This is a genomic window from Pseudomonas sp. GM21 (assembly GCF_000282215.1).
Classification (GTDB): Bacteria; Pseudomonadota; Gammaproteobacteria; order Pseudomonadales; family Pseudomonadaceae; genus Aquipseudomonas.
Window position 1 is genome coordinate 1 of the sequence record NZ_AKJS01000007.1, and the last position, 20399, is coordinate 20399.

18 protein-coding genes are annotated in these 20399 nt (G+C 57.4%); 11 read left to right on the plus strand and 7 right to left on the minus strand.

Translation table 11 applies throughout. From position 1 onward, the window contains the following. Positions 1-133: 133 nt before the first annotated feature. The gene (locus tag PMI22_RS27710) at positions 134-2170 is read right to left on the minus strand and encodes an alkyl/aryl-sulfatase (protein ID WP_007942585.1); all 2037 of its coding nucleotides are present in this window, start codon (positions 2168-2170) and stop codon (positions 134-136) included. A gap of 173 nt (positions 2171-2343) precedes the next feature. On the opposite strand from PMI22_RS27710, the gene PMI22_RS27705 reads away from it, so the two are divergent. The 4 genes from PMI22_RS27705 (at position 2344) to PMI22_RS27690 (ending at position 5849) form a co-directional block, all read left to right on the plus strand. After that, on the plus strand, positions 2344-3303 hold the full coding sequence (locus PMI22_RS27705) for a LysR family transcriptional regulator (protein ID WP_007942586.1): 960 nt from the start codon (positions 2344-2346) through the stop codon (positions 3301-3303). A 137-nt stretch (positions 3304-3440) separates the two neighbouring features. Next, positions 3441-4235: a PaaX family transcriptional regulator C-terminal domain-containing protein gene (locus tag PMI22_RS27700; RefSeq protein WP_007942587.1), complete on the plus strand. Its 795-nt coding sequence runs from the start codon at positions 3441-3443 to the stop codon at positions 4233-4235. A 45-nt stretch (positions 4236-4280) separates the two neighbouring features. Then, complete coding sequence (locus PMI22_RS27695; RefSeq protein ID WP_007942588.1) at positions 4281-5270, plus strand: fatty acid desaturase family protein; 990 nt, start codon at positions 4281-4283, stop codon at positions 5268-5270. 129 nt (positions 5271-5399) lie between these two features. Further along, entirely contained in the window at positions 5400-5849 is a 450-nt protein-coding gene (locus PMI22_RS27690; protein ID WP_007942589.1) for a hypothetical protein, read from the plus strand. Between the two features lie 27 nt (positions 5850-5876). Here PMI22_RS27690 and PMI22_RS27685 read toward each other — a convergent pair whose 3' ends face one another. After that, entirely contained in the window at positions 5877-6971 is a 1095-nt protein-coding gene (locus PMI22_RS27685) for an AraC family transcriptional regulator (RefSeq protein ID WP_007942590.1), read from the minus strand. Between the two features lie 52 nt (positions 6972-7023). Between PMI22_RS27685 and PMI22_RS27680 the strand changes: the two genes are divergently transcribed. From PMI22_RS27680 to PMI22_RS27675, 3 genes are all read left to right on the plus strand, one after another. Continuing rightward, positions 7024-8616: a GMC family oxidoreductase gene (locus PMI22_RS27680; RefSeq protein WP_007942591.1), complete on the plus strand. Its 1593-nt coding sequence runs from the start codon at positions 7024-7026 to the stop codon at positions 8614-8616. A gap of 300 nt (positions 8617-8916) precedes the next feature. Continuing rightward, on the plus strand, positions 8917-9078 hold the full coding sequence (locus PMI22_RS30095) for a DUF2986 domain-containing protein (RefSeq protein ID WP_007942592.1): 162 nt from the start codon (positions 8917-8919) through the stop codon (positions 9076-9078). A 97-nt stretch (positions 9079-9175) separates the two neighbouring features. Then, positions 9176-9853 (plus strand): DUF3313 domain-containing protein, encoded by a 678-nt coding sequence (locus tag PMI22_RS27675; RefSeq protein WP_007942593.1) that lies wholly within the window; start codon positions 9176-9178, stop codon positions 9851-9853. Between the two features lie 56 nt (positions 9854-9909). Here PMI22_RS27675 and PMI22_RS27670 read toward each other — a convergent pair whose 3' ends face one another. Continuing rightward, positions 9910-11178, minus strand: a complete 1269-nt coding sequence (locus PMI22_RS27670; RefSeq protein WP_238543844.1) for a Wzz/FepE/Etk N-terminal domain-containing protein — start codon at positions 11176-11178, stop codon at positions 9910-9912. A 263-nt stretch (positions 11179-11441) separates the two neighbouring features. Further along, entirely contained in the window at positions 11442-12398 is a 957-nt protein-coding gene (locus tag PMI22_RS27665; RefSeq protein ID WP_007942595.1) for an AraC family transcriptional regulator, read from the minus strand. A gap of 188 nt (positions 12399-12586) precedes the next feature. On the opposite strand from PMI22_RS27665, the gene PMI22_RS27660 reads away from it, so the two are divergent. Continuing rightward, on the plus strand, positions 12587-13540 hold the full coding sequence (locus PMI22_RS27660; RefSeq protein ID WP_007942596.1) for a diiron oxygenase: 954 nt from the start codon (positions 12587-12589) through the stop codon (positions 13538-13540). 74 nt (positions 13541-13614) lie between these two features. Further along, the gene (locus PMI22_RS27655) at positions 13615-14034 is read left to right on the plus strand and encodes an MAPEG family protein (RefSeq protein ID WP_007942597.1); all 420 of its coding nucleotides are present in this window, start codon (positions 13615-13617) and stop codon (positions 14032-14034) included. Between the two features lie 131 nt (positions 14035-14165). Here the strand turns inward: PMI22_RS27655 and PMI22_RS27650 are convergent, their stop codons facing one another. From PMI22_RS27650 to PMI22_RS27640, 3 genes are all read right to left on the minus strand, one after another. Then, entirely contained in the window at positions 14166-14429 is a 264-nt protein-coding gene (locus PMI22_RS27650) for a hypothetical protein (protein ID WP_007942599.1), read from the minus strand. Between the two features lie 209 nt (positions 14430-14638). Then, entirely contained in the window at positions 14639-16429 is a 1791-nt protein-coding gene (locus tag PMI22_RS27645; RefSeq protein WP_007942600.1) for a SulP family inorganic anion transporter, read from the minus strand. Between the two features lie 76 nt (positions 16430-16505). Next, entirely contained in the window at positions 16506-17165 is a 660-nt protein-coding gene (locus tag PMI22_RS27640) for a hypothetical protein (protein ID WP_007942601.1), read from the minus strand. Positions 17166-17394: 229 nt separating this feature from the next. On the opposite strand from PMI22_RS27640, the gene PMI22_RS27635 reads away from it, so the two are divergent. Both PMI22_RS27635 and PMI22_RS27630 read left to right on the plus strand, forming a co-directional pair. Then, positions 17395-18672 carry a flavohemoglobin expression-modulating QEGLA motif protein gene (locus PMI22_RS27635; protein ID WP_007942603.1) on the plus strand — a complete coding sequence of 426 codons (1278 nt, stop codon included), beginning with the start codon at positions 17395-17397 and terminating at the stop codon, positions 18670-18672. A 184-nt stretch (positions 18673-18856) separates the two neighbouring features. Further along, a complete protein-coding gene (locus PMI22_RS27630; RefSeq protein WP_007942604.1) occupies positions 18857-20395 on the plus strand; it encodes a DUF3300 domain-containing protein in 1539 nt (512 codons plus the stop codon). Positions 20396-20399 lie beyond the last annotated feature (4 nt).

A 20399-nucleotide genomic window follows, 5' to 3' on the forward strand; every position in this document is an offset into this window, starting at 1 on the left:
AACTATCCTGACACCGGGGGGAGTCCATATATGGACGTTGGCGTGTTGCGGTACCGCTCCCGGGTTTTGTGCACCTTGCGCACGACAGGTTTCCACGTGCGCAAGGTTGCTTCACCGTATAGCAGGCGATGGATTACTGATTGGTGCCTGGAATCAGTTCAAACGCGGGGGAAAACGGGGTGATGGCAGCCATCAACTGCGCGAAGGGTTTAGGGTCGCCTTCGAAAGTGGCTTTGCCAGCCTGGACCAGTTGTTCGAAGCCGGTTTTCCTTGCCATTACGCCTTCAAGATCAGAGCGGTTAATGGTGATCGTCAGGTCGGCATTTTTCGCTTGCTGCCCTTTGATATTGGTCAGCGTCGAATTGCTCAACTCAACCACAAACTCCTCACCATTGTCCGGCGTCTTGAGGTTCAGGACGAAGTGTTGATCCGCGACTTTGCTGCCGTCCAGGGCGATGCCGAGGTATTCAAGCCACAACTCGGTGCTCATGGCGCGGATCATGTCAGGCCCGGTGGATTTCGGCGGCACCCCTTTGGGCATGCCATGGCGCAGTTCATACGCCGCAGCGAGGAAGCTGTTGCGTACTCCGGCACTTTCTTTCTGGTAGCCGACTTGCTCATAAACATCCGCCAGCAGGTCCTTGGCCTTGCTGTTTTGGGGTTCGGCGTACACCAGTTTATTGAGGATTTCATAGGCTTCGCGGTACTTACCCTGATCGAACAGGGATTTCCCCTTGGTCATGATCTTGTCTGCGCCGCCCATCATTTCTACATACAGCGGTGCCGAATCTTTCGGGGACAGCGGCATCAATGTCGCCGGGTTGGCATCCCAGTAACCCAGGTAGCGGTTGATCACGGCACGGCTATTGTGCTCTTCCGAGCCGTGGTAGCTGTGAGTCGCCCAGTTGTTTTTCAGGCTCTCGGGCAGCTTATAGACGTTTTGAATCTCGTTGATGGTGACGCCCTGGTTGGCGGCGTGCAGCACGGCATTGTTCAGGTTGGCGTAGGCATCGCGTTGCGCACGCATGACGTCCTGAATCCGCTCGTTACCCCAACGTGGCCAGCTGTGGGATGCGAACATGACATCGGCTTGTTGTCCGTAACGGTACAAGGCGTTGTTGATGTTCTTCGACCACACCAGTGGATCACGGACCAATGCACCGCGCAGGGTGTAAATGTTATGGATCGTGCCGGTAATGTTTTCAGCGGCCCAGAAGGCCTTGAATTGCGGGAACCAAGTGTTCATCTCAGCAGGTGCTTCGGTGCCTGGGGTGCTTTGAAACTCCATCTCCACACCGTCGATGGTAAGGGTTTCGAAATCTTTCGAGATGTAGCGATTGGGCTCGATCAGCCCCATGCTGCCAATGGAGGCATTTTTCCCAATGGCCATGTCGACATGGCCGTAGGGGCTGTGCGGCAACATCACACCATATTGGAAGAACGCGCGCCGGTTCATGGCATTGCCGGCGTAGACGTTTTCCGCCACGGCATGCTCCATGAAACCTTCGGGGGCGATCACCGGGATCTTGCCGCTACGCACATCGGCTTCATCGACCACTCCACGGATACCACCGAAATGGTCGGCATGGGAGTGAGAAATCACAACCGCGACAACCGGACGCTTGCCGACTTTTTCATTGATGAAGTCCAGGGCTGCCTTGGCGGTTTCCTTCGACATCAGGGTGTCGAACACAATCCAGCCCGTATCGCCCTTGATGAAGGTGATGTTGGCCAGGTCAAACCCGCGAACCTGGTAAATCTTGTCGGGAACCACCTCATACAGACCGAAGGCCATGTTGAGGACAGCCTGTCGTTGCAGGGACGGATTGATGCTGTCGAAGTCCTTGCCTTCAGTCAGGAAGTTATAACTGCCCATGTTCCAGGCGACGTTCCCGGCATCAGCCATGATCTTGTCGTAGGTCGGTGCAGCGATGAAGCCTTTTTTCGCTTCTTCAAAGTCGCGCTTGTCCGCGAATGGAAGTGCCTTGCGCACACCATTTTGCAGTTCGATTGTGTAAGTCGACGGCGCTTTGCCCTTGCTATCGAAGTGCGCATTTTGTGTTGAGGCCGAATCTGAACGTGCGCCGTTTGCATCTGCAGCAAAAACCGCAGGGCTGACGCCACTGCCAAGCGTGATTGCCAGTGCCAGATGAAGGGTCTTGTTATGCATGTAATGGTTCCTGCGCAAAAAAGGGGTGCAAATGAGCGTCAATGCCGTTGTTTGCGCACGGTTTGCCTGTGTATGTGCGTCGCCAGCTTGACCCGGTACGGCCATGAATAGCATATTCATTTGATTACGAAAAATTCCGTTTTGATGCTTTTCGATAACATAAAGGTTATGACATGACGCCTCGCCGCCTACGTCAGTTCTTGGCATTGATTGAACACGCACACTTCGGTCGGGCAGCAAAAGCGCTGGGGGTTTCCCAGCCGGCATTGAGCAAAAGCATCCAGGCGCTGGAGAGCGAACTCGGGGTCACGCTGTTCGACCGCCGCACGGAAGGCGTCGTGTTGACGGCGTTTGGACAGCTGCTTCGCGAGAAAAGCCAGCGCTTGTTGATGGCCGAGGAAGACTTGCGGCGTGACATTGCCTTGCTGGCAGGAGGCGATATCGGCGCACTGAAGGTGGCGTTGGGTCCCTATCCAAGCGTCACCAGCGGCTACGCCAGCATCGCGCGAATGCACGCCCGATATCCGCACATCAAGGTCACTGCCCATGTCGCCGGATGGCGTGAGGTTGCCCATCAGGTCGCCACAGGAGCAGTGGATCTGGGAATCGCCGAAATCAGCACGTTACTCGGCAGGGAGGAGTTCACCTGTGAGCTGGTGGGTGAGCATGTAGGACGGTTGTTTTGCCGCCCTGGCCATCCGCTGCTGTCGAAACGTCGTTCACTGACGTTGGCGCAAACCCTCGATTATCCATGGGTGGCCTCGCGCCTTCCGCTGCGGTTGGCCAGCCACTTGCTCCCGGCAACGTTGGGTTGTGCAGGCGCTTATGATGCGGTGACGGGTGATTTTGTACCGGCGATCGAAATAGACGTGCCGATGCAAATCGTCAGGTTCGTCGAGTCCAGTAATGCGCTGGCCATAGGGAATTTATCGACATTTGAGCAGGAAATCCTGGCGGGTGAACTCGTACCGTTACCCATCCATGACCTCGCACTGCGCACCCGTTATGGCTTCATCTACCTCAAAGAGCGCTCACTGCCACCCGCGGTAGAGGTTTACATGAAGGAAGTGAGGGCCGTGGAAGAGGAAATTTGTCAGCGCGAAAGTTTTCTCGCCGCGATGAGGATGGAGTGAATTTAGCGGTACATCCGGCTGCCACATCTCCCCGCATCAAGCATTCCTAGTTACAGATTTTATTTTTAAATCACTCATTGCGTAATATTACAAATCGAGATAATTTCCAGCCGAACGCGTAATGAACTGGAAAGACAATGAAACCCTGCGCAAAAAGCCTGGTGCTCGAACTGCTGGTCGCTAAAAACGGTGTTCCCTTGCAGGTCAAGGAAGCCATCGTCGCGTGTGAGCTATTCGGAATCAGCGAAAACAACGTTCGGGTCACGCTGGCTCGCCTCACGATTGAAGCCTTACTTGAAGGCGCGGGACGCGGTAGTTATCAGCTGGGACCGCAAGCCAAGGACATCTCGGCGCAACTGTTTGGGTGGCGCAGCGTGGAGCAGCATCTGCGGCCGTGGGACGGTAGTTATCTGATGGTTGCGTGCAACGCCTTGGGGCGCAGTGACCGTAACGTCTTGCGCCAGCGTGAACGTGCGCTGCACATGCTGGGCTTCGCGGAACTGGACAAGGATCTGTATGTACGCCCGAACAATGTCGAGCCGGATGTCGAATCCTTGCGCCAACGTTTGATCGAGCTCGGCCTGGAACCGGCCGCCCTGGTTTTCCAGGCCTCGGGCTTCGAGGACACGCAAGCGCAGCGAATACACAGCCTGTGGAATGGCGAGTTGCTTAACGACAACTATCGCCGCCATTGCGAGCAACTGGAAAGCTGGACCCTGCGCGCCGATCAACTGAAATTGGAGGCGGCCGCACGCGAGTCTTTCACCCTCGGCCGCGAAGCCATCCGCCAGATCGTTTTCGATCCCCTGCTGCCGCACCCCTTGGTCGATGTGACGCTGCGCACCGAATTCCTTGCCTGTACCCAACGTTTTGTGGACCACGGTCACCAGATCTGGCGGACCTTTTTGCAACAGCCCTCAAGCGCCAACTGACTCATCACCCAGGCCGGCTACAGGCCATTGATGTCGAGGATAGACATGCATAACAAAACTAAAATCAGCGATATACTCAGCCGCGAGGAAATCAAGTCCTTTAGCGAACGCTCGGATTTATGGGGCGCGTGGGCAGTGGGTTCTACCTGGGGTGTGCTGGCCCTGACCTTTATCGGTCTGGCCTGCGCTCGTGACTTTTTGCCCTGGTGGGGATTCGGCCTCGCCCTGATAGTGGGCGTGGTTATCATTGCCGGACGCCAGTTGTGCTTCGGGATTTTGCAGCACGACGCCGCCCACGGCACTTTATTCAAGAGCAAATGGTGCAACGACGTGCTGGTGGATTGGTTGTGCGCCCGGCCGATCTGGAATGAGCTGCGCAAGTACCGTCCCTATCATCTGACCCATCACGCCAAAACTTCTACTGTCGACGATCCCGATCTCTGCCTGGTGGCGGGGTTGCCTACGACTCGTCGCTCGTTGATGCGCAAGTGCCTGCGTGATCTTTCAGGCGTGACCGGCCTCAAGTTCCTGGCGGGACGCTTGCTGATGGATGCCGGCGTGCTGCAATGGTCGCTGACCAGCAATATCCGGCGCCTGCCACAGGAAGGTCGCCGCTGGTGGGACTACCCGCGGGCCTTCTTCAAAAACGCCAGCGGCATGCTCCTCACCAACGCCCTGCTCTTTGCCGTGTTGTGGATCAGTGGAAATGCCTGGCTATACGGCGTTTGGGTGCTGGCCTATATCACCCCGTTCCCGCTGTTCATCCGCATTCGCTCCATGGCGGAACATGCCTGTCTGGAATCAAGCCCGGACGTCCTTCGCAATACCCGGACCACACACGCCGGCTTGATCGCTCGCGCCTGCGTGGCGCCTATACGGGTCAACTTTCACATTGAGCATCATCTGATGGCCTCGGTACCGTATTTTCGCCTGCCGAAATTGCATGCACTTTTGCGACAGCGCGGCATCGTACCGCAACCACCCACCTACCTGGAGGTGCTCAAGCGCGTGAGCCTGCGGGTTCACGATGTCTGACTGATAAACCGGGGGGTCCAGGGATTTTGGGAGGGCTATAAAAAGTAGATGTTCAAGAATGCGACACCGTATTAATGAGCTATACCCAATAGCTCCCCCATGCACTTTTTCCATTACTGGAGATTGGCAATGAAACTCCGCACTCCTCTGGCAGCGCTATTGGTCACCGCAAGTCTCTTCGGCTGCACCAGCTCGTCAAACCACTCGATGAACCTTCCTTTGGTAGCGACCCACCAGAATCCAGGGAAGAATGCCACGACCACGTTGACCAGCGTGGGCGATCAAACCAACTTTGACTTCTACATCACAGGTGTTCCAAACGGGACCATCATGCCCCCGCGCATCTTCACGTTCATTAACAAAGGTAGCTGCCAGCAACCCGGCCCCGTCGCCTACGCACTGAACGACAAGGTCAACACTGAACCCAATGCCGGGACCGGTGGGTGGACATTTTACCGAAGTGCGCCGATCAAAATGCAAGACCTGCTTGCGGGCAATTACTCCATTGTCCTGCGAACCTCACCCGAGGATGGCAACGCTAATATTTTCTGCGGCAATGTCGCGCAAGCGACTAAATGAATTGCCCTGGACAGTGAAGCGACCTCATCAGGGGTCGCCGCTTCCACGCAACTGACGGCGCCGGGCTCCCGGTGACATGGAAAACCAGCGCCGGCAAGCACGATTGAACACGCTCTGCTCGCTATAGCCCAGAAGACCGGCCACCTGGGACATCGGCATGTGTCTTTCCGCCAGATAGTGGTCGGCACGTTCGCGGCGAAGGGCTTCAACCACTTCATCGAAACTTCGCCCCTCCTCGGCCAACCGTCGTTGCAACATGCGCACGTGCATACCGAGCTGCTCGGCAATCAATGGCAACCGGCAACGCTGGATCGGCATCATGCGCAAGACCAGGCGCTCGACCTGGTTGACGACACTCGATGTCGCTTGCAAGTCGAACTGGTTGAAATACTGCTCCAGTGCGTGTTGCAAATAGGGGGCATGTTGCTCAAGGGGCTGACTCAATTGTTCGTCGCGAAAAACCAGCGCGTTGCAGGATTGCCCTGTGTAAACCGTCGTTTTGAAATAGCGCCGGTAAGCCTGCGCACTTGAAAGATGACTGGAAAACTGTACCGACTGGGCAACGAAGTTGTCGCCATACAGCAACTTCATACCGTTATGCGCCACCCCCATCGCCAGCTCCACCATTTGCCGTCGCGGGCTCGGTCCGGTGAGCCGGATATCGATCACTAAACGCGGAGCACGGGCTTCACTCAGGTCGAGATCAAGCTGGATGCCGGGGCTGTGGTAACCGATAAAACGGATGACTTGCGCCAGCGCCTCTCCCGCCGTTGCGCACGTTCGAGCGATCACCGCAATCGGTCCGAGTACATGCAGGTCCTGATACTCGGCCATGCGCAGACCAAAATCCGGGCACTCCAGCTCTTGTGCGGCAAACTCCAGCAGCCCTACCAACGAACGCAGCGGCACGCGCGCGTCCTCGTCCATCAGCAGATCCGGATTGATGCGGAAGCGTTCAAGCATCAGGTCCGCTTTCCCGCCCAGCTGGCTCGCCACTTCGCGAAACCCGGTAAATGATGTTGTTCTGATCAAAGAAGTCATGTCATCAAAGATCAAATAAATGTCATGAGCGGTCAATAATTTTTTGCAGGTTTCAGCCAACAATCCATCCCAGGTATCCACGGTTGCTTCCTTGCGAAGCAGCTCCCTGTTGGCTCATCGGGATCATGCTGTGATGGAATTCGACTACGTAATCATCGGCGCCGGCTCAGCCGGCTGCGTCCTGGCTAATCGCCTGAGTTCAAATCCCAATGTCACGGTCTGTTTGCTGGAGGCCGGTCCGGAAGACCGCTCGCCACTGATCCATGCCCCCGTGGGCGTAGCTGCGATCCTGCCGAGCCGACATGTCAATTGGGCGTTCCAGACAGTACCGCAACCTGGCCTGAATGGACGTCGCGGCTATCAGCCACGCGGTAAGGTGTTGGGTGGCAGCAGTTCAATCAACGGCATGGTGTATATCCGCGGTCATCACAGTGACTTTGACGACTGGCAGGCCCTGGGTAATCCAGGATGGTCGTTCGCCGACGTACTGCCGTACTTTCGCAAAAGTGAAATGAATCACCGTGGAACCTGCGGCTATCACGGCGCGGAGGGCGAACTCTATGTCGGCAAGAACCCGATACATCCGGCCACCCAAGCCTTTATCGAGGCGGGGCAGATCATTGGGCACCGCCATAACGCCGACTTCAACGGCATCGATCAGGAAGGCATCGGTCAATATGACGTGACTATCCGCGACGGTCGGCGCTGGAGCACCGCCACCGCGTTCCTCAAACCGATTCGAAATACCCGCAAAAACCTCACCGTGATGACCTCGGTCGCCGCTGAGCGAATCGTATTGGAAGGCAAGAAAGCTGTCGGCGTGGAGTTGCGTATCAAGGGCAACCGACAGACCATCAAGGCCCGCCAGGAAGTACTGCTCAGCGCCGGATGCTTTGGCAGCCCGCACTTGTTGATGCTCTCGGGGATTGGCCCGCAGGCGGAACTCAAGCCACAGGGCATACCGGTGCAGCACGAACTGCCCGGTGTCGGACAGAACCTGCGGGACCATCCGGATGTCGTGCTCAGCTACAAAAGCCACGACACCTCCTTGATGGGCGTCTCGCTGCGCGGCAGCCCGAAGATGGGCAAGGCGTTGATCGACTATGTCCGGCATCGACGGGGCCCTTTTGTCAGCAACTTCGCCGAAGGGGGGGCGTTCCTGAAAACCGACGCCAGCCTTGCTCGCCCGGATATCCAGTTGCATTCGGTGATCGCGATGGTGGACGACCACAACCGCAAGCTGCATTGGGGCCATGGTTTCAGTTGCCACGTCTGCGTGTTGCGACCCAAGAGCGTCGGTAGCGTCGGCCTGCAATCGAAAGACCCGAGCGCCCCACCGCGAATCGATCCCAACATTCTGGGGCACGACGATGATGTGGAGACCCTGCTCACCGGATACCGAATGACCCGGGAAATTATCCAGCAAGCGCCGATGGCACGTTACGGTCTGAAGGATATGTACAGCGAAGGGTTATACGGTGACGAACAGCTGATCGAACTGTTACGCCAGCGCACCGACACCATTTATCACCCGGTCGGCACCTGCAAAATGGGGAGTGACGAGCATGCCGTGGTGGACAGTCAATTACGTGTGCATGGGATAGAGGGGTTACGCGTGGTGGACGCCTCGATCATGCCGACGCTGATTGGCGGCAACACCAACGCCGCTTCCATCATGATCGCCGAACGCGCCGCCGATTGGGTGTCCGCTAACCAGCCATCCTGATCGTCAGTGGAGCCGCCTTTCTCGCACAGTGCGAACGGCGGCTTTGGATTGATTCAAAAATGGCGCTGAACATCGCTGCATTCAGCGCCCCGCACCCTACGCCCGAGTGGCTTCTTTCAGACTGGGGATGAAGCGGCAGATCTGCAGGATCTGAACACCATTGGCTCCCTTCCCAATGCTTGCATCAGCGCCCTCGAAACAACGGATGCCAGATCGACAATGCACAAGAGCGCGCTACGGGTATCTGGTTTAATATTTCAAGCCAATAGCACTCAAGAATGTACAAGCTGAGCAAAAAACATGAATCGTCGTAAAAAAATAACGCAGTTGTTAAAGGCTCACGCCAAAAAGGCCAGTGCCAAATTGGCACCGGCAAACAAGTCTAAATACATCAGTAAGGCTGACCGATTGAAACTGGCGGCTGAATCCAGTGACGACTCGATCATTTCCCCTGAGAGCTGATCCATGTAGCTCACACAGCAGCGCAATTTACACATCCGGTCGGGCCAGGCATTCCGATGGCACGTAACGCACGACTAAATCGTGGAGTGAACCCACTATGACCTTGGCCCATAAACTATTTGCAGGGATCGCGCTGGCCAGCCTGCTACTCGGCGGTTGCACCTCCCAAGTCACTGAGCCCGAGCAGTACTCCGGTTTCTTGTCCAACTACAACAACCTGGAAGAAGTGACCACCGCCACGGGTGAGAAGGCAATGCGCTGGGTGAGCCCGTCGTGGAACCCGAATGCGTATGACACCATAGCGTTCAGAACGCTGGAGTTTTACCCCGCGCCGAAACCCAATGAGCAGGTCAATCAGCAGACTCTGGCCGAGTTGCAGAACTACATGTCCAGGAAAGCCAAAAGCATTCTGGGCCAAAAATACCGGAGGGCATCCAGCGCGGCCGCTGCACCGGCCGGGTCACACCCCTTGATCCTGCGGGCGGCAATCACTGGCGTCAGCGCTTCGAACGAAGGCATGAAGTGGTATGAAATCATGCCGATCGCCGCCGTTGTCGGAGCGACCCAGGCCGCCACCGGTCACCGGGATCAAGACACTAATCTGTTCATCGAAGCCGAGTTCATCGACGCCAGAACCAATCAGACCGTCGTCAAAGTGGTGCGCAAGATATTTGGCACCCAGCTGGAGAACGACAAGCAGGCAATCACCATCAAGGACTTCAAAGCCGCAATCGACAAATTGAATACCGATCTCTGGACGTTCATCCACAGTTGACCGCCCGAGAGAGCCGTCGCATAACTTCGCAGTTATGCGACATGACTCCTTGATGCCTATTGTAGGGTGGATTGCCCTATAAATACTTTTTCGGTGCTCACCTCGTAGGGGCTGGCAGAGCGGCTAAGTACCATACCGCGTAACAGTGCGACGATTATGCCGAGCATAACGCCCACGAATATCCCGAGAGTCAGAATCAGCAACTTATTAGGCTTGATCGGTTTGTTTGGCTTGATAGCCTGTTGGTCAACTTTGACCAAAGCCAGTTCACTCAGGTCGCGGTTGATATGTTCCAACCGTGATTTTTCTGCCCTCATATCAACCAGCGTGGTGAGGAATAGATCGTCGTTTTTACGCGATTTAAGTTGTTCGATCTGTCGATTTTGATCCAGAAGCTGAAGCTCTTTTTTGATCTCGGAGATCCGAGGGCTGGCATGGTCATCAGACTTTCGTGCCAGCAGGGCATTTCGCTCGGCCCCTAGAGCTTCAGTGCCCATGAAGTGCAGCGGGAACTGTTCGTTGAAAACTTCCGTACGGAAAACATTGCCCTGACCTACACCGTCACCTTGCCCCATCGCCGTGGGGGTATTCGGTTTCACGATACCCAGCTCACGTGCTATTTGCATTGACTCGTTCAGCTGGGTGATACGACTTTCCCGGCGGTCGCGCAGTTCTGTACGTAATGCACGCAGCTCATCCTGCAACTGTGCGCGCTTGAGAGCGTCATTTTCGCTGATTTTAGCAATCGTTGAGTCCTTGTCGGCCTCATAACTGGCACGGGCAACACCCATCTTGCGTTCCAGGGTGTCGAGACTGTTGTCAATCACACTGTTCAAGTCGCCCTGGATCTGATTGCGCTCGCTATTGATGGCTTCTTGCACGATCCCATTAAGAATGAGATGTCCTTCGACGGTTCCCGGATAAGTGATTTCCAGTCCGACGTAGGGTGTAAGGTTGTCGCCACCCTTGGTATTTGGCTGAATAACCTTGAACGCTTCGCTGTTGAAGCGTTCGAAGGCCTGCGTCAAGTCACCTGAGTCAATACCGGAGAATTGTTCCTGGTGTTTATCGAAGTAGGATTTACGTACTTCATAGGAGTTAAGAGCAGCACCGACGCGTTTGAGTGATTCCTCGGGATTGAGTGTGTAAACCCCAGTCTGATTGAGTGCGTCAAGATCTTTGATAGACGGAGGACGAAGCAATGTCTTCGTCTGGTACTGAGGTGTCGCTGTATAAGCGTAGACCGCTGCCATCGCTGCGGCTGCCAAGGTTATGCCTGCGATGAGATACTTTTGACGCCACAGGGTGCTGAATAACTCACTCAAGTCAATTTCGTGGGTGTTGAACGAAACCGGGATGGGACGGGGGGGTGGTAGCGACTCTGCGTGACTCATACAAACTCCATTGCAAAATTTACTCCATTAAAAATTGAACCATTCTACACACCGACTGTCACGCCTGGACGTTTAACCGCTCAATAATTTCTGAGGACTGCAACTCACTCCCCCCTTTTTTCCAGGCTCAGCCACCCAAACGGCCAGTAGTTCAGCAGTCAAAGTCAGCGGCCCGGCGGCGTCGACCGGCGCGCTCAGGCTGATTCTTTGCGCCAAGTGCCAGGTGACGTGCCGAATTGACGTTTGAATGCGCGACTGAACGCGGCTTCGGATTCGTAGCCAACGGCAAAGCCGATTTGCGCCACACTGCCGCGACTTTCGCGCAGCTGTTGAGCCGCCACATGCATACGCCAGAGCGTGAGGTATTGCATCGGTGGCTGTCCGACCAATGCCGTGAATCGCTCCGCGAATACCGAGCGCGACATGCCCACTTCTTGCGCCAGTGCTTCTGTCGTCCAGCCCTCGGTTGGACGAGCATGGAGTAGCGCCAGCGCGCGCCCGATATGCGGATCGCGCAGTCCCGCCAGCCACCCGCGCCGCTCAACCGGGAGGCTGGCGACATACTGGCTGACGGCTTCGACGAACAGCAGTTCGGATAGCTTGGCAATGATGGTTGCCGAGCCGACGCGTCCCGCCGCGATTTCACTGACCGCGAAACGGAACGAGCTTTCAATCCAGGCGCCCGAAGCCGTCGCGCGAATGTCCAGCTTCAATACCGATGGCAGCGCCGAAAGCAACGGATTGAAGGGGGTTTCAGAGCCGAGGAATCCGCACAATAGCTGCGTGGCCTCGCCACCGCCGCCGTACTTGATTCGTGAAATGCCGCCGACACCTGGCGGCTTGACAACCTCGCTCGCCGACAGGGGCGCAATGCTCAGGTCGCTGCCAAACGTATGAGGGTCATTGCGAGGAAGCAGAACCAGTTCGCCTGCGCCCACGTCGACGATGGCCTCCCCGTCGATGCGTAATTGCATGTGCCCGGTGGCGACAAAATGCGAAGCAATGATGTGTCGAGGTGCCACCAGGAACGGCTTGCAATCATCCGTCGAGATTCTTCCGTTGATGCACCAGGGCGCAGTGAATTGCGCCTCGAGGAAGACCCCTCCAGACAGCCGAATCACACGCAAGACATCCGAAAGCGCATCCAACACTTGCCCGCCCTCTTTTCCGGACGCCTGAGCAGGTAATCCGGCGTACTGGTCATTCACCGCCTGAACGGCGCGACCTAGATTAGCACCAACGCGGACCCGGCGATCGAGACTATCCCCCCGATGCTTCACCTGTGGTCATTGGCTCCGACGTCAACCATTTCAACCGACGAGGGCACCAGGAGATCTATATGAACAGCGTCGCTACCCTACTCAGCTCGGAGTCAGACAACGCCGACCGTTACGCTCGAATTGTCAGATCAGCGAAAAAAGCCGAATGGCAGATCGATCGCGATTTGATGCAGGAGCGCAGTTTCGACTTCTCGCGCAAATTCTTGCCCGATGGGCTCTCGCAGATCGACCGCCTGACCTTTCTCGACGGGGCCGAGGCACGTCTGCTCAGTCAGATTCAGGGCCGGACCTATGCGTATCTCTTTGGGCTGGTCGAGCGTTTCATCAGTGCCAAAATGCTCGATCAAGGTCGAGCCCATGTCTTTGACAATCAGCTGGCACTTGAAGCGCTGGTGCGTTTTTCCAACGACGAGATCAAGCACCAGGAGTTGTTCCGGCGCATGGAGACAATGATGGGTTCGCACTTGCCTGCGGGGTATCGTCAAGTGGCCGATCCCAACGACGTGGCGCGTGCGGTACTGGCGGCCAGCACCTGGTCGGTGCTGGCGCTGACCTGTCATATCGAGCTGTTTGTACAGGCGCACTACGCACAGAGCATCGCACCGCGCGAGGAGTTGTGCCCACTGTTCAAGGATGTCTTCAAATTTCACTGGAAGGATGAAAGCCGGCACGTCGTACTGGATGAGCTGGAGTGGAAGTCGGAGCACGAGAAACTCTCGCCAGCCGAACGCGACCAGGCCGTGAACGATCTGATTGCGCTGGTGGCGGCCGTCGACGGCATTCTTCAGGCGCAATCGGCTTCCGATGCCGATTACTTTATTCGCAATGTTTCACGACCGTTCAGTGTCGATGAGACAGCGCAAATCAAAGCCTGCGTGCTGAATGCCTACCGCTGGCAATACATTATCTCGGGCGTGCAGCATCCACACTTTGGTCGGCTGCTGACGGGCATGACAACGCCAGCACAGATGTCGAGGATTCAAACCGCACTGACCCCCATCACGGGCCACTGATCGACAATGCGCGACCGACTGCTCGTCGGTCGCGCGACTGTGCAATGACGTGCTTTTAATTGAGGATGGCGGCCATGACCCTACCGATGTGGATGCTGCTGGGGTTTGCGACCTGGACTTTGCTGCTGTTGATGGCAACTGTCGGCGTGTACCGCTGGGTCGCGATCCTGTTCTCGAAGGTTCCCATTGGCTCGTTCCGCAGCGATCAGCTCGAAGGCGAGGATTGGTATCGGCGCGGGACACGAGCACACGCCAACTGTGTGGAAAATCTGCCGGTCTTTGGCGTCATCGTGTTCGTGATATCGGCCCTGGGTGTCGACGGCCCTGCCGTGGACTACCTGTGCACATTCGTCCTGATCGCTCGCGTGTGCCAGTCCTTGGTTCACGTATCCCATGTGCAGACCGATACGTTCGTGGCGATTCGGTTTACCTTCTTTTGCGTTCAGCTGGTCTGTTTTCTCGCGCTCATTGTGATCGCCGCTTATTACGGCTAAGCAGGCGCCCAAGCACATCGAGCGGACAAACAAAGGTGTCCGCTCGATGTGCTTGATGCAGTCGTATTGCCTTGACTGTTAACTGTAAACACTGCCCCTTTGGCGGACGACAGCGGGATTGACCTCAACGATTAATATTTGATGTCCCGAGCGGTGCTGCGCGTGTCCTGCTTGCTGCTGCGCTTGTCCTGGCGACAGTTTGCATTGCTCTTGTCATTGTCCTTTCTGCAATCGTATTTGGTTTGCCGTGCGTCGGAGCGCCCTGTTTGCCTCGTATCCCGTGCTTCACGCCGTTGTGATCCCTGCTCGGTCGCGTACGCCGGTACCGAGACCCACTGCACACCCGCAGCGACAACCAGTGTCGCCAGGGCCATCAAGAAGTGTTTGCGAATCATGATGTTCCTCCAATACAAAAAACGCTGAGTCGGCTCGCTCGTCCATCAGTTCGCTCACCAAGGATGTTCAGGGGACATTGCACTTATAGTGTTCACTCATACGCCACAAAAACCTTTGTGGCGCCTGAAATCTGACGATAGGACCACCCAGGCGTTCCTGCAAGGCGCTTCGGTTGTTGATAGCCCCAAAACGCCGGCAACCCACCGCCTCACTGATTCTCATCCTGCCGTTTGGCCCCCTCCACAGGATAGGTCGCTAGGTAACTGTTGACCGCTGTACCTAATGTCGGAAAAAACGAGTTCTCGCCAAACTGCGTGAAAAGCCCGAATCGCTTCAGTTTGTCCTTGACCGGGTCTTTCATCTCAGCGAGGCACAATTCGATGCCCGCCGCGCGCAAGGTTTCGTCCAGTTCGGCCAACATGTCGGCAGAGGTCACGTCCACACTGGTCATCGGTTCTGCCGCAACGACCACCCAGCGTACCGGCGTAGGCGACGAAGCCACTGCGTCCAGCACCCGTTCATTGAACAACTCGGCGTTGGCGAAAAACAAAGGCGCATCCCAGCGGAAAAGGACCAGGCCGGGAAGAATTCGTGCGTCAGGAAAACGCTTGATGTCATGGTAGCCCTGAAGGTCATCGACACGTCCCAACACCGTGGAGTACGGCCGCCAGCCATCCCACAGGAATTCAATCACCGCAAGCACGATGGCCAGGGCAATCCCCTCGATTGCACCAAACACGGCAACACCGACAGTGCAGGCGATGGACAGCCAGAACTCCCACTGCTGAATGCGATAGATGCGTCGCAGGTCCGTGACCTCGATCAAGCCGATGGCTGATGCGATCACGACCGCCGCCAGCGCGCTGTTGGGCAGGTCCTGCAACAGGTTCGGCGCCACCAGCAACAGCAAGGCAACCGCCAGCGCTCCGACGACACCGGACAATTGGGTTTTGGCGCCTGCGGCCTCAGCCACCGGTGTGCGTGACGAACTGCTGCTGATTGGAAAACCCTGGAAAAACCCGGCCGCCAGATTGGCGACGCCGAGCCCCACCATTTCCTGGTTCGGATCAACGTAAGTACGCGAACGTGCCGCATAGACACGCGAGAGCACGCTGGTGTCGGCGAACGAAACCAGCGCGACGGCGAATCCGCCGATCAGGACCGGGACAATATCAGCTTGAGTGATCCAGGGAATGGCGAACGCAGGCATGCCTTGTGGAAGCTCGCCGAGGACCGATATTCCGTATTTCGTGGCAAGGTCCAGCACACCGACGGCGATGGTTGCGCCCGCCACGGCAATCAAAATACCCGGAATGCGTTTGTGCCCCTTGAGCAACATGATCACCACCAACGTGGCAGCACCGACCGCGAACGTGACCCAGTTGGTTTTTCCGTCCAGCACCGAGGTAATGATCGCCCACATGTTTCTCAGCGGCCCGTCGGACTCGATCTTGAAGCCGAAAAACTTGGGCAATTGGCTGATCAATACGGTCAGCGCAATACCGTTCATATACCCGTAGCGAATCGGTTTGGAGAGCAGTTCCGTGATGAAGCCCAAGCGCGCAATGCCGGCCAGGATACAGACCACCCCCGACACAATCGCCATCATTCCCGCCAGGGCGACGGCACGATATGGATCGCCACCCGACAGCGGCAGGATCACCGCAAGGATGACGGCCGCCAGCGAAGAGTCCGGCCCCAGCACCAAAATCCGGCTCGGCCCGAATAACGCATAAGCCAGCAGCGGAATGATCGTCGCGTACAGACCATAAATGCCGGGTACGCCCGAGGCCACCGCGTAGGCAATGCCCACTGGCACCAGCATTGTGGTCAGGACGAGTCCGGCGACGATGTCATTTCGCAACCAGCCTATTTGATAGGTGAGCAGCGTATTCAGCCCCGGCAGCCAGCGGCGCCAGCTCTTCTGATCGGCGCCTGCTACCCGATGTGCAATACGACCCGGTTCCGGGGCGGAAGGTACAGAATTAGAATCGCTCATAGACCTGTAACCCCTTGGTGTACAGCGCGTAATGGCTTAGAGGCAGCGGCAGAATTGCCGTGCCCTCCTCTGTTCTTCATCCGCCGAGCGCGACGATCGCTACGATCAGCACCGCGCCAGTGACCGCCATCGCAATCCCCCCTTGCCACGGCTTTGCGCCGGCGTATCGCCCCAGTATCCAACCCGAGATGAACAGCACCACGATCCCGACCAAATTGGATAGACGAACAGCGAGAGCCGTCTCGTCGAGTAACAGGAAAGGCACCACGAGCGGAAAGGTCGATGCCACCACCAACAGAAAAACACCCAATGCCCCCTTGAAATCATCCCAACCAAGCCGCGACTGCACGGACGTGGCGGGGATCTCGGCCAGGCGGCTGCGTAACAATTCCAGGGTCTCAGGCTTGGCCGCTGCCGCCAGGTGCGATGGCAGGGCACCCGCCACAAGCGTCTGGCCGGTGGTCGCGTCCGCCCCGCTGAGCTTTGCGTATAACGTGCTTTTGCGCGTGCGATCGATCAAGGCACGCAACAGATACATCACCGCGTCCGCGAGCCCCCAGGCCAGGTTGCAACCGAGTGCGGCAAACATCATGGTGCGTTCATCCTCCTGACCCGATGTCGCCACGCTGATCGTTCCGGTGAATGTCATCGCCATGAGCAGGCCGAAGATCACCTCTGTAACACGGTCGACGGGGTCGAGTATTCGTGCTCGCTTCTGTCCTTCGGTGTTTGGCATGCGTCCTACCTCGCTGAAAAATATCCGTGTGGTTCAGGTTTCATTGGCCAGAGCACAATGCTTTAAGCGGTGTTTTTTTCGATTTCACTTCATTGTAGTGACAAAAAAAATTGTCGCTGCCAGCGTGCGTGAGTCTCCAGACGCAGCACCTGTGCCTATAAAGCCAAAACGCACTGCATCGCAACGACTAAGCTTTTACCGGTAAGTCTCGACTCCCTGGAAGATTCCGATGATCGCCCTGCCCCTGTCTGAACTCGATGCCGCCCTGCCCGGTCTGGCCCGCAAGATCCGCGTGCTGGATGCGCTGGCGTGGCCCGATGGCGTCGAAGAAGCTTTCCTGGCGAATTGGCGCAGCGGCCGTGCACAGTTGCCGAACGTCGAACTGCGACCGCGTGACCACAGCGCCGATATCGCCGCGCTGGAAACCTTTGTCGAGCATTGTGATGAGGCGCATCCCGCCGGGAACCACCTCGCCATGACCGCGCGAAGCTATGCCACGGCCGGTCGCCTGCTGGGGGCCATTGGCACGCCCGCCTTTACTGACTATTCATCAGCGCTGTATCGGCGTCCGGATTTCCATTACCCGCGCCTCAACTTGAGCATGCTGGACGCCGCCCGGTTCTTCCTCAACACCACCGACGCGCTTCTGGGTAGCGCCAGGATTCCACCGAGCCCGGCCGAGATTCCGGCCAAGGCTTTGGCCGCATGGATGCAGCCGGAACTGGACCGGTTTTTCGGCGAGGGCCAGGTCACGGTCGTGCTCGATCCGACCCTGGCCGCCAAGGCCATCGCCGGGTCGAACCGTATCCGCCTGCGCGCCAGCGCGCTGTTTTCTGAACTGGACAAGAATCAGCTCTTGCAGCACGAGGCGTTCGTGCATGTCGCCACGGCACAAAACGGTGCACGCCAACCCAACCTCAAAAGCCTGGGTCTAGGAGCGCCTCGCACGACACAGACTCAGGAGGGTATTGCCACTTTGGCCGAGCTGTTCACCGGCAGCATGGACATCAACCGCTTGCGTCGCCTCGCCTTGCGCGTGCTCGCGGTCCAGCAAGCGCTGGAGGGTGCCGATTTCATCCAGGTATTCGAAGGTTTTCTGGCGGCCGGTCAATCGCAAGAGGAGTCATTTCGTTCCACCCAACGAGTGTTCCGCGGCGCCGACCTGCACGGCGGGTCGGCGTTTACCAAGGATGCCGCTTACCTGACGGGCTTGATCGGCGTGCATACCTTGCTGCGCATAGCGATCCGCGACAACCGGCCGGAGCTGGTCGGCCATTTGTTTGCCGGGCGCCTCAGCCTGGGTGACACCGTACGCCTGGCGCCCCTGTTCGAGTCGGGCTGGCTTCAGGGTCCGGTCTATGTTCCGGCCTGGGCCAGTGATCTGCGCCTGCTCGCCGCCAACCTCGCCTTCTCTGCCTTTATCGCCCGGATCAAACTGGATGTTCTCGATCTGGACGTGCTCATGGCGTTTGCGGACGAGCACGAGAACGATGCCAGTGCCCTGTGACGAGGGCGGCTGTGGTTTGAGCGATCAGTGCGAATTGAATGAACGTAAATAAATGGCAGAAATTTTTTGTTTGCTACGCTTAGGAAGCGGCATCGAAGCTGAGGTCTGGTGTTGGCAACGTCGGACCTCACCTCCCTGGCATTGATTCACTCACTCCAAACCTGCCTGACCACCTGGAGATGCAATGCGCATTCCCTCACTTTGCACGTTGTCAGCTGTCCTTATTTTGAGCGGATCTTTCTGCGTATCGCAGGCGGCGATGGCGGCCTCAAGCACGACCACTGCCGTGCCAGCGCCCGCCAATTCGGCGCCTCTCAAAGATGCCGTGTTTACCCAGGAACAGCTGGATCAAATGCTGGCGCCCATTGCGCTGTACCCGGACCCACTGCTGGCACAGATTCTGATGGCCAGCACGTACCCCGGGGAATTTACCGAGGCCGTCGCCTGGTCTAAAGCCAACCCGAACGCCAAGGGCGATGATGCAGTCAAACAAGTGCAGAACAAACCCTGGGATCCGAGTGTACAGGCGCTCGTCGCCTTCCCGCAGGTGTTGGCCACGCTGGGACAGGATCCTGTGGCGGTACAACGCCTGGGTGATGCCTTCCTGGCGCAGCCCGACGATCTCATGGCCGCGGTGCAACGTTTGCGTCATCAGGCGCAGGCAGCCGGCAACCTGGAGAGCAACCAGTATCAGAACGTGACGGTTCAGAATTATCCAGCACCGGCAGGCACGTCCACAGAGGTGGCTCCGGCCCCTGCCAGCACCATCATCATTCAGCCCGCCGATCCTCAGGTTGTCTACGTCCCCACTTATAACCCGACAACCACCTATGGCACCTGGCCTTATCCTGCATCACCTCCGGCGTACTACCCACCACCACCCGCCTATTACCCCGGCCAGGCCTTGTTGACCGGGCTGGCGTTTGGCGCCGGTGTGGCTATCGTCGGTTCGTTGTGGGGTGATTGCGACTGGGGTAATAGCGACGTCGACATCGATGTCGAACGCTACAACAACATCAATGGCAACAACCGAATCAACGTTAATCAGAACAAGTTCCAACATAACTCCGCGCATCGCAACGGTGTTCCTTATCGAGACAACAGGAGCCGCGAACAGTACGGTCGGCAACTCAACGGCGCCACTCAGCGTGAGGCCTATCGAGGTGACACGCCGCAACGGGCCCAGCAGCGAGAAAATGCCCGCAGTTCGATGGACAGGGCCGGAATCGAACGACCTCCCACCACTAACCGCGAAGCCCGTGATCAAGCGCGCGACGCCCAAGCCAGAGGCGTGGACAGCAATCGGGCGCAAGGTGGTACAGACAGGGACGCTGCCAGACAAAATGCAGCCAACAGACAGAGGGCGGCTGAAAGACAGAGTGCAACAGACAGACAGCAGGCTTCCAACAGAGGCCAGGGCACTGACAGAGCCAGTCAGCAACCCAGGAAACAGACCGCCGATGCCAGACAGCGCCAAGGTAATACACAGGCGCGCCAGACGACGAAAAGTCGGCCAACCACCAAGGCCGCCAGTAAGGGCAGTGCCCGCAACAATGCATTCGCCGGCGCGCGCTCACCGTCCCAAGTCAACGCACAAGCCAATCGTGGCCGGGCCAGCCAGGCATCCGCCCAGCGCCCCAATGCCTCGCGATCAGCCGGCAAGCAAGTCAGTCGGCCGTCCAATCCACCAGCGCGTCAAAGTCAAAGGGGTGGCCGTCGTTGAATAA

What these genes read in the sequence shown, in the direction of transcription:
- PMI22_RS27710 (WP_007942585.1), bottom strand. Translation starts at nt 2,170, where the DNA reads ATGCATAACAAGACCCTTCATCTGGCACTGGCAATCACGCTTGGCAGT.
- PMI22_RS27705 (WP_007942586.1), top strand. Translation starts at nt 2,344, where the DNA reads ATGACGCCTCGCCGCCTACGTCAGTTCTTGGCATTGATTGAACACGCA.
- PMI22_RS27700 (WP_007942587.1), top strand. Translation starts at nt 3,441, where the DNA reads ATGAAACCCTGCGCAAAAAGCCTGGTGCTCGAACTGCTGGTCGCTAAA.
- PMI22_RS27695 (WP_007942588.1), top strand. Translation starts at nt 4,281, where the DNA reads ATGCATAACAAAACTAAAATCAGCGATATACTCAGCCGCGAGGAAATC.
- PMI22_RS27690 (WP_007942589.1), top strand. Translation starts at nt 5,400, where the DNA reads ATGAAACTCCGCACTCCTCTGGCAGCGCTATTGGTCACCGCAAGTCTC.
- PMI22_RS27680 (WP_007942591.1), top strand. Translation starts at nt 7,024, where the DNA reads ATGGAATTCGACTACGTAATCATCGGCGCCGGCTCAGCCGGCTGCGTC.
- PMI22_RS30095 (WP_007942592.1), top strand. Translation starts at nt 8,917, where the DNA reads ATGAATCGTCGTAAAAAAATAACGCAGTTGTTAAAGGCTCACGCCAAA.
- PMI22_RS27675 (WP_007942593.1), top strand. Translation starts at nt 9,176, where the DNA reads ATGACCTTGGCCCATAAACTATTTGCAGGGATCGCGCTGGCCAGCCTG.
- PMI22_RS27660 (WP_007942596.1), top strand. Translation starts at nt 12,587, where the DNA reads ATGAACAGCGTCGCTACCCTACTCAGCTCGGAGTCAGACAACGCCGAC.
- PMI22_RS27655 (WP_007942597.1), top strand. Translation starts at nt 13,615, where the DNA reads ATGACCCTACCGATGTGGATGCTGCTGGGGTTTGCGACCTGGACTTTG.
- PMI22_RS27650 (WP_007942599.1), bottom strand. Translation starts at nt 14,429, where the DNA reads ATGATTCGCAAACACTTCTTGATGGCCCTGGCGACACTGGTTGTCGCT.
- PMI22_RS27645 (WP_007942600.1), bottom strand. Translation starts at nt 16,429, where the DNA reads ATGAGCGATTCTAATTCTGTACCTTCCGCCCCGGAACCGGGTCGTATT.
- PMI22_RS27640 (WP_007942601.1), bottom strand. Translation starts at nt 17,165, where the DNA reads ATGCCAAACACCGAAGGACAGAAGCGAGCACGAATACTCGACCCCGTC.
- PMI22_RS27635 (WP_007942603.1), top strand. Translation starts at nt 17,395, where the DNA reads ATGATCGCCCTGCCCCTGTCTGAACTCGATGCCGCCCTGCCCGGTCTG.
- PMI22_RS27630 (WP_007942604.1), top strand. Translation starts at nt 18,857, where the DNA reads ATGCGCATTCCCTCACTTTGCACGTTGTCAGCTGTCCTTATTTTGAGC.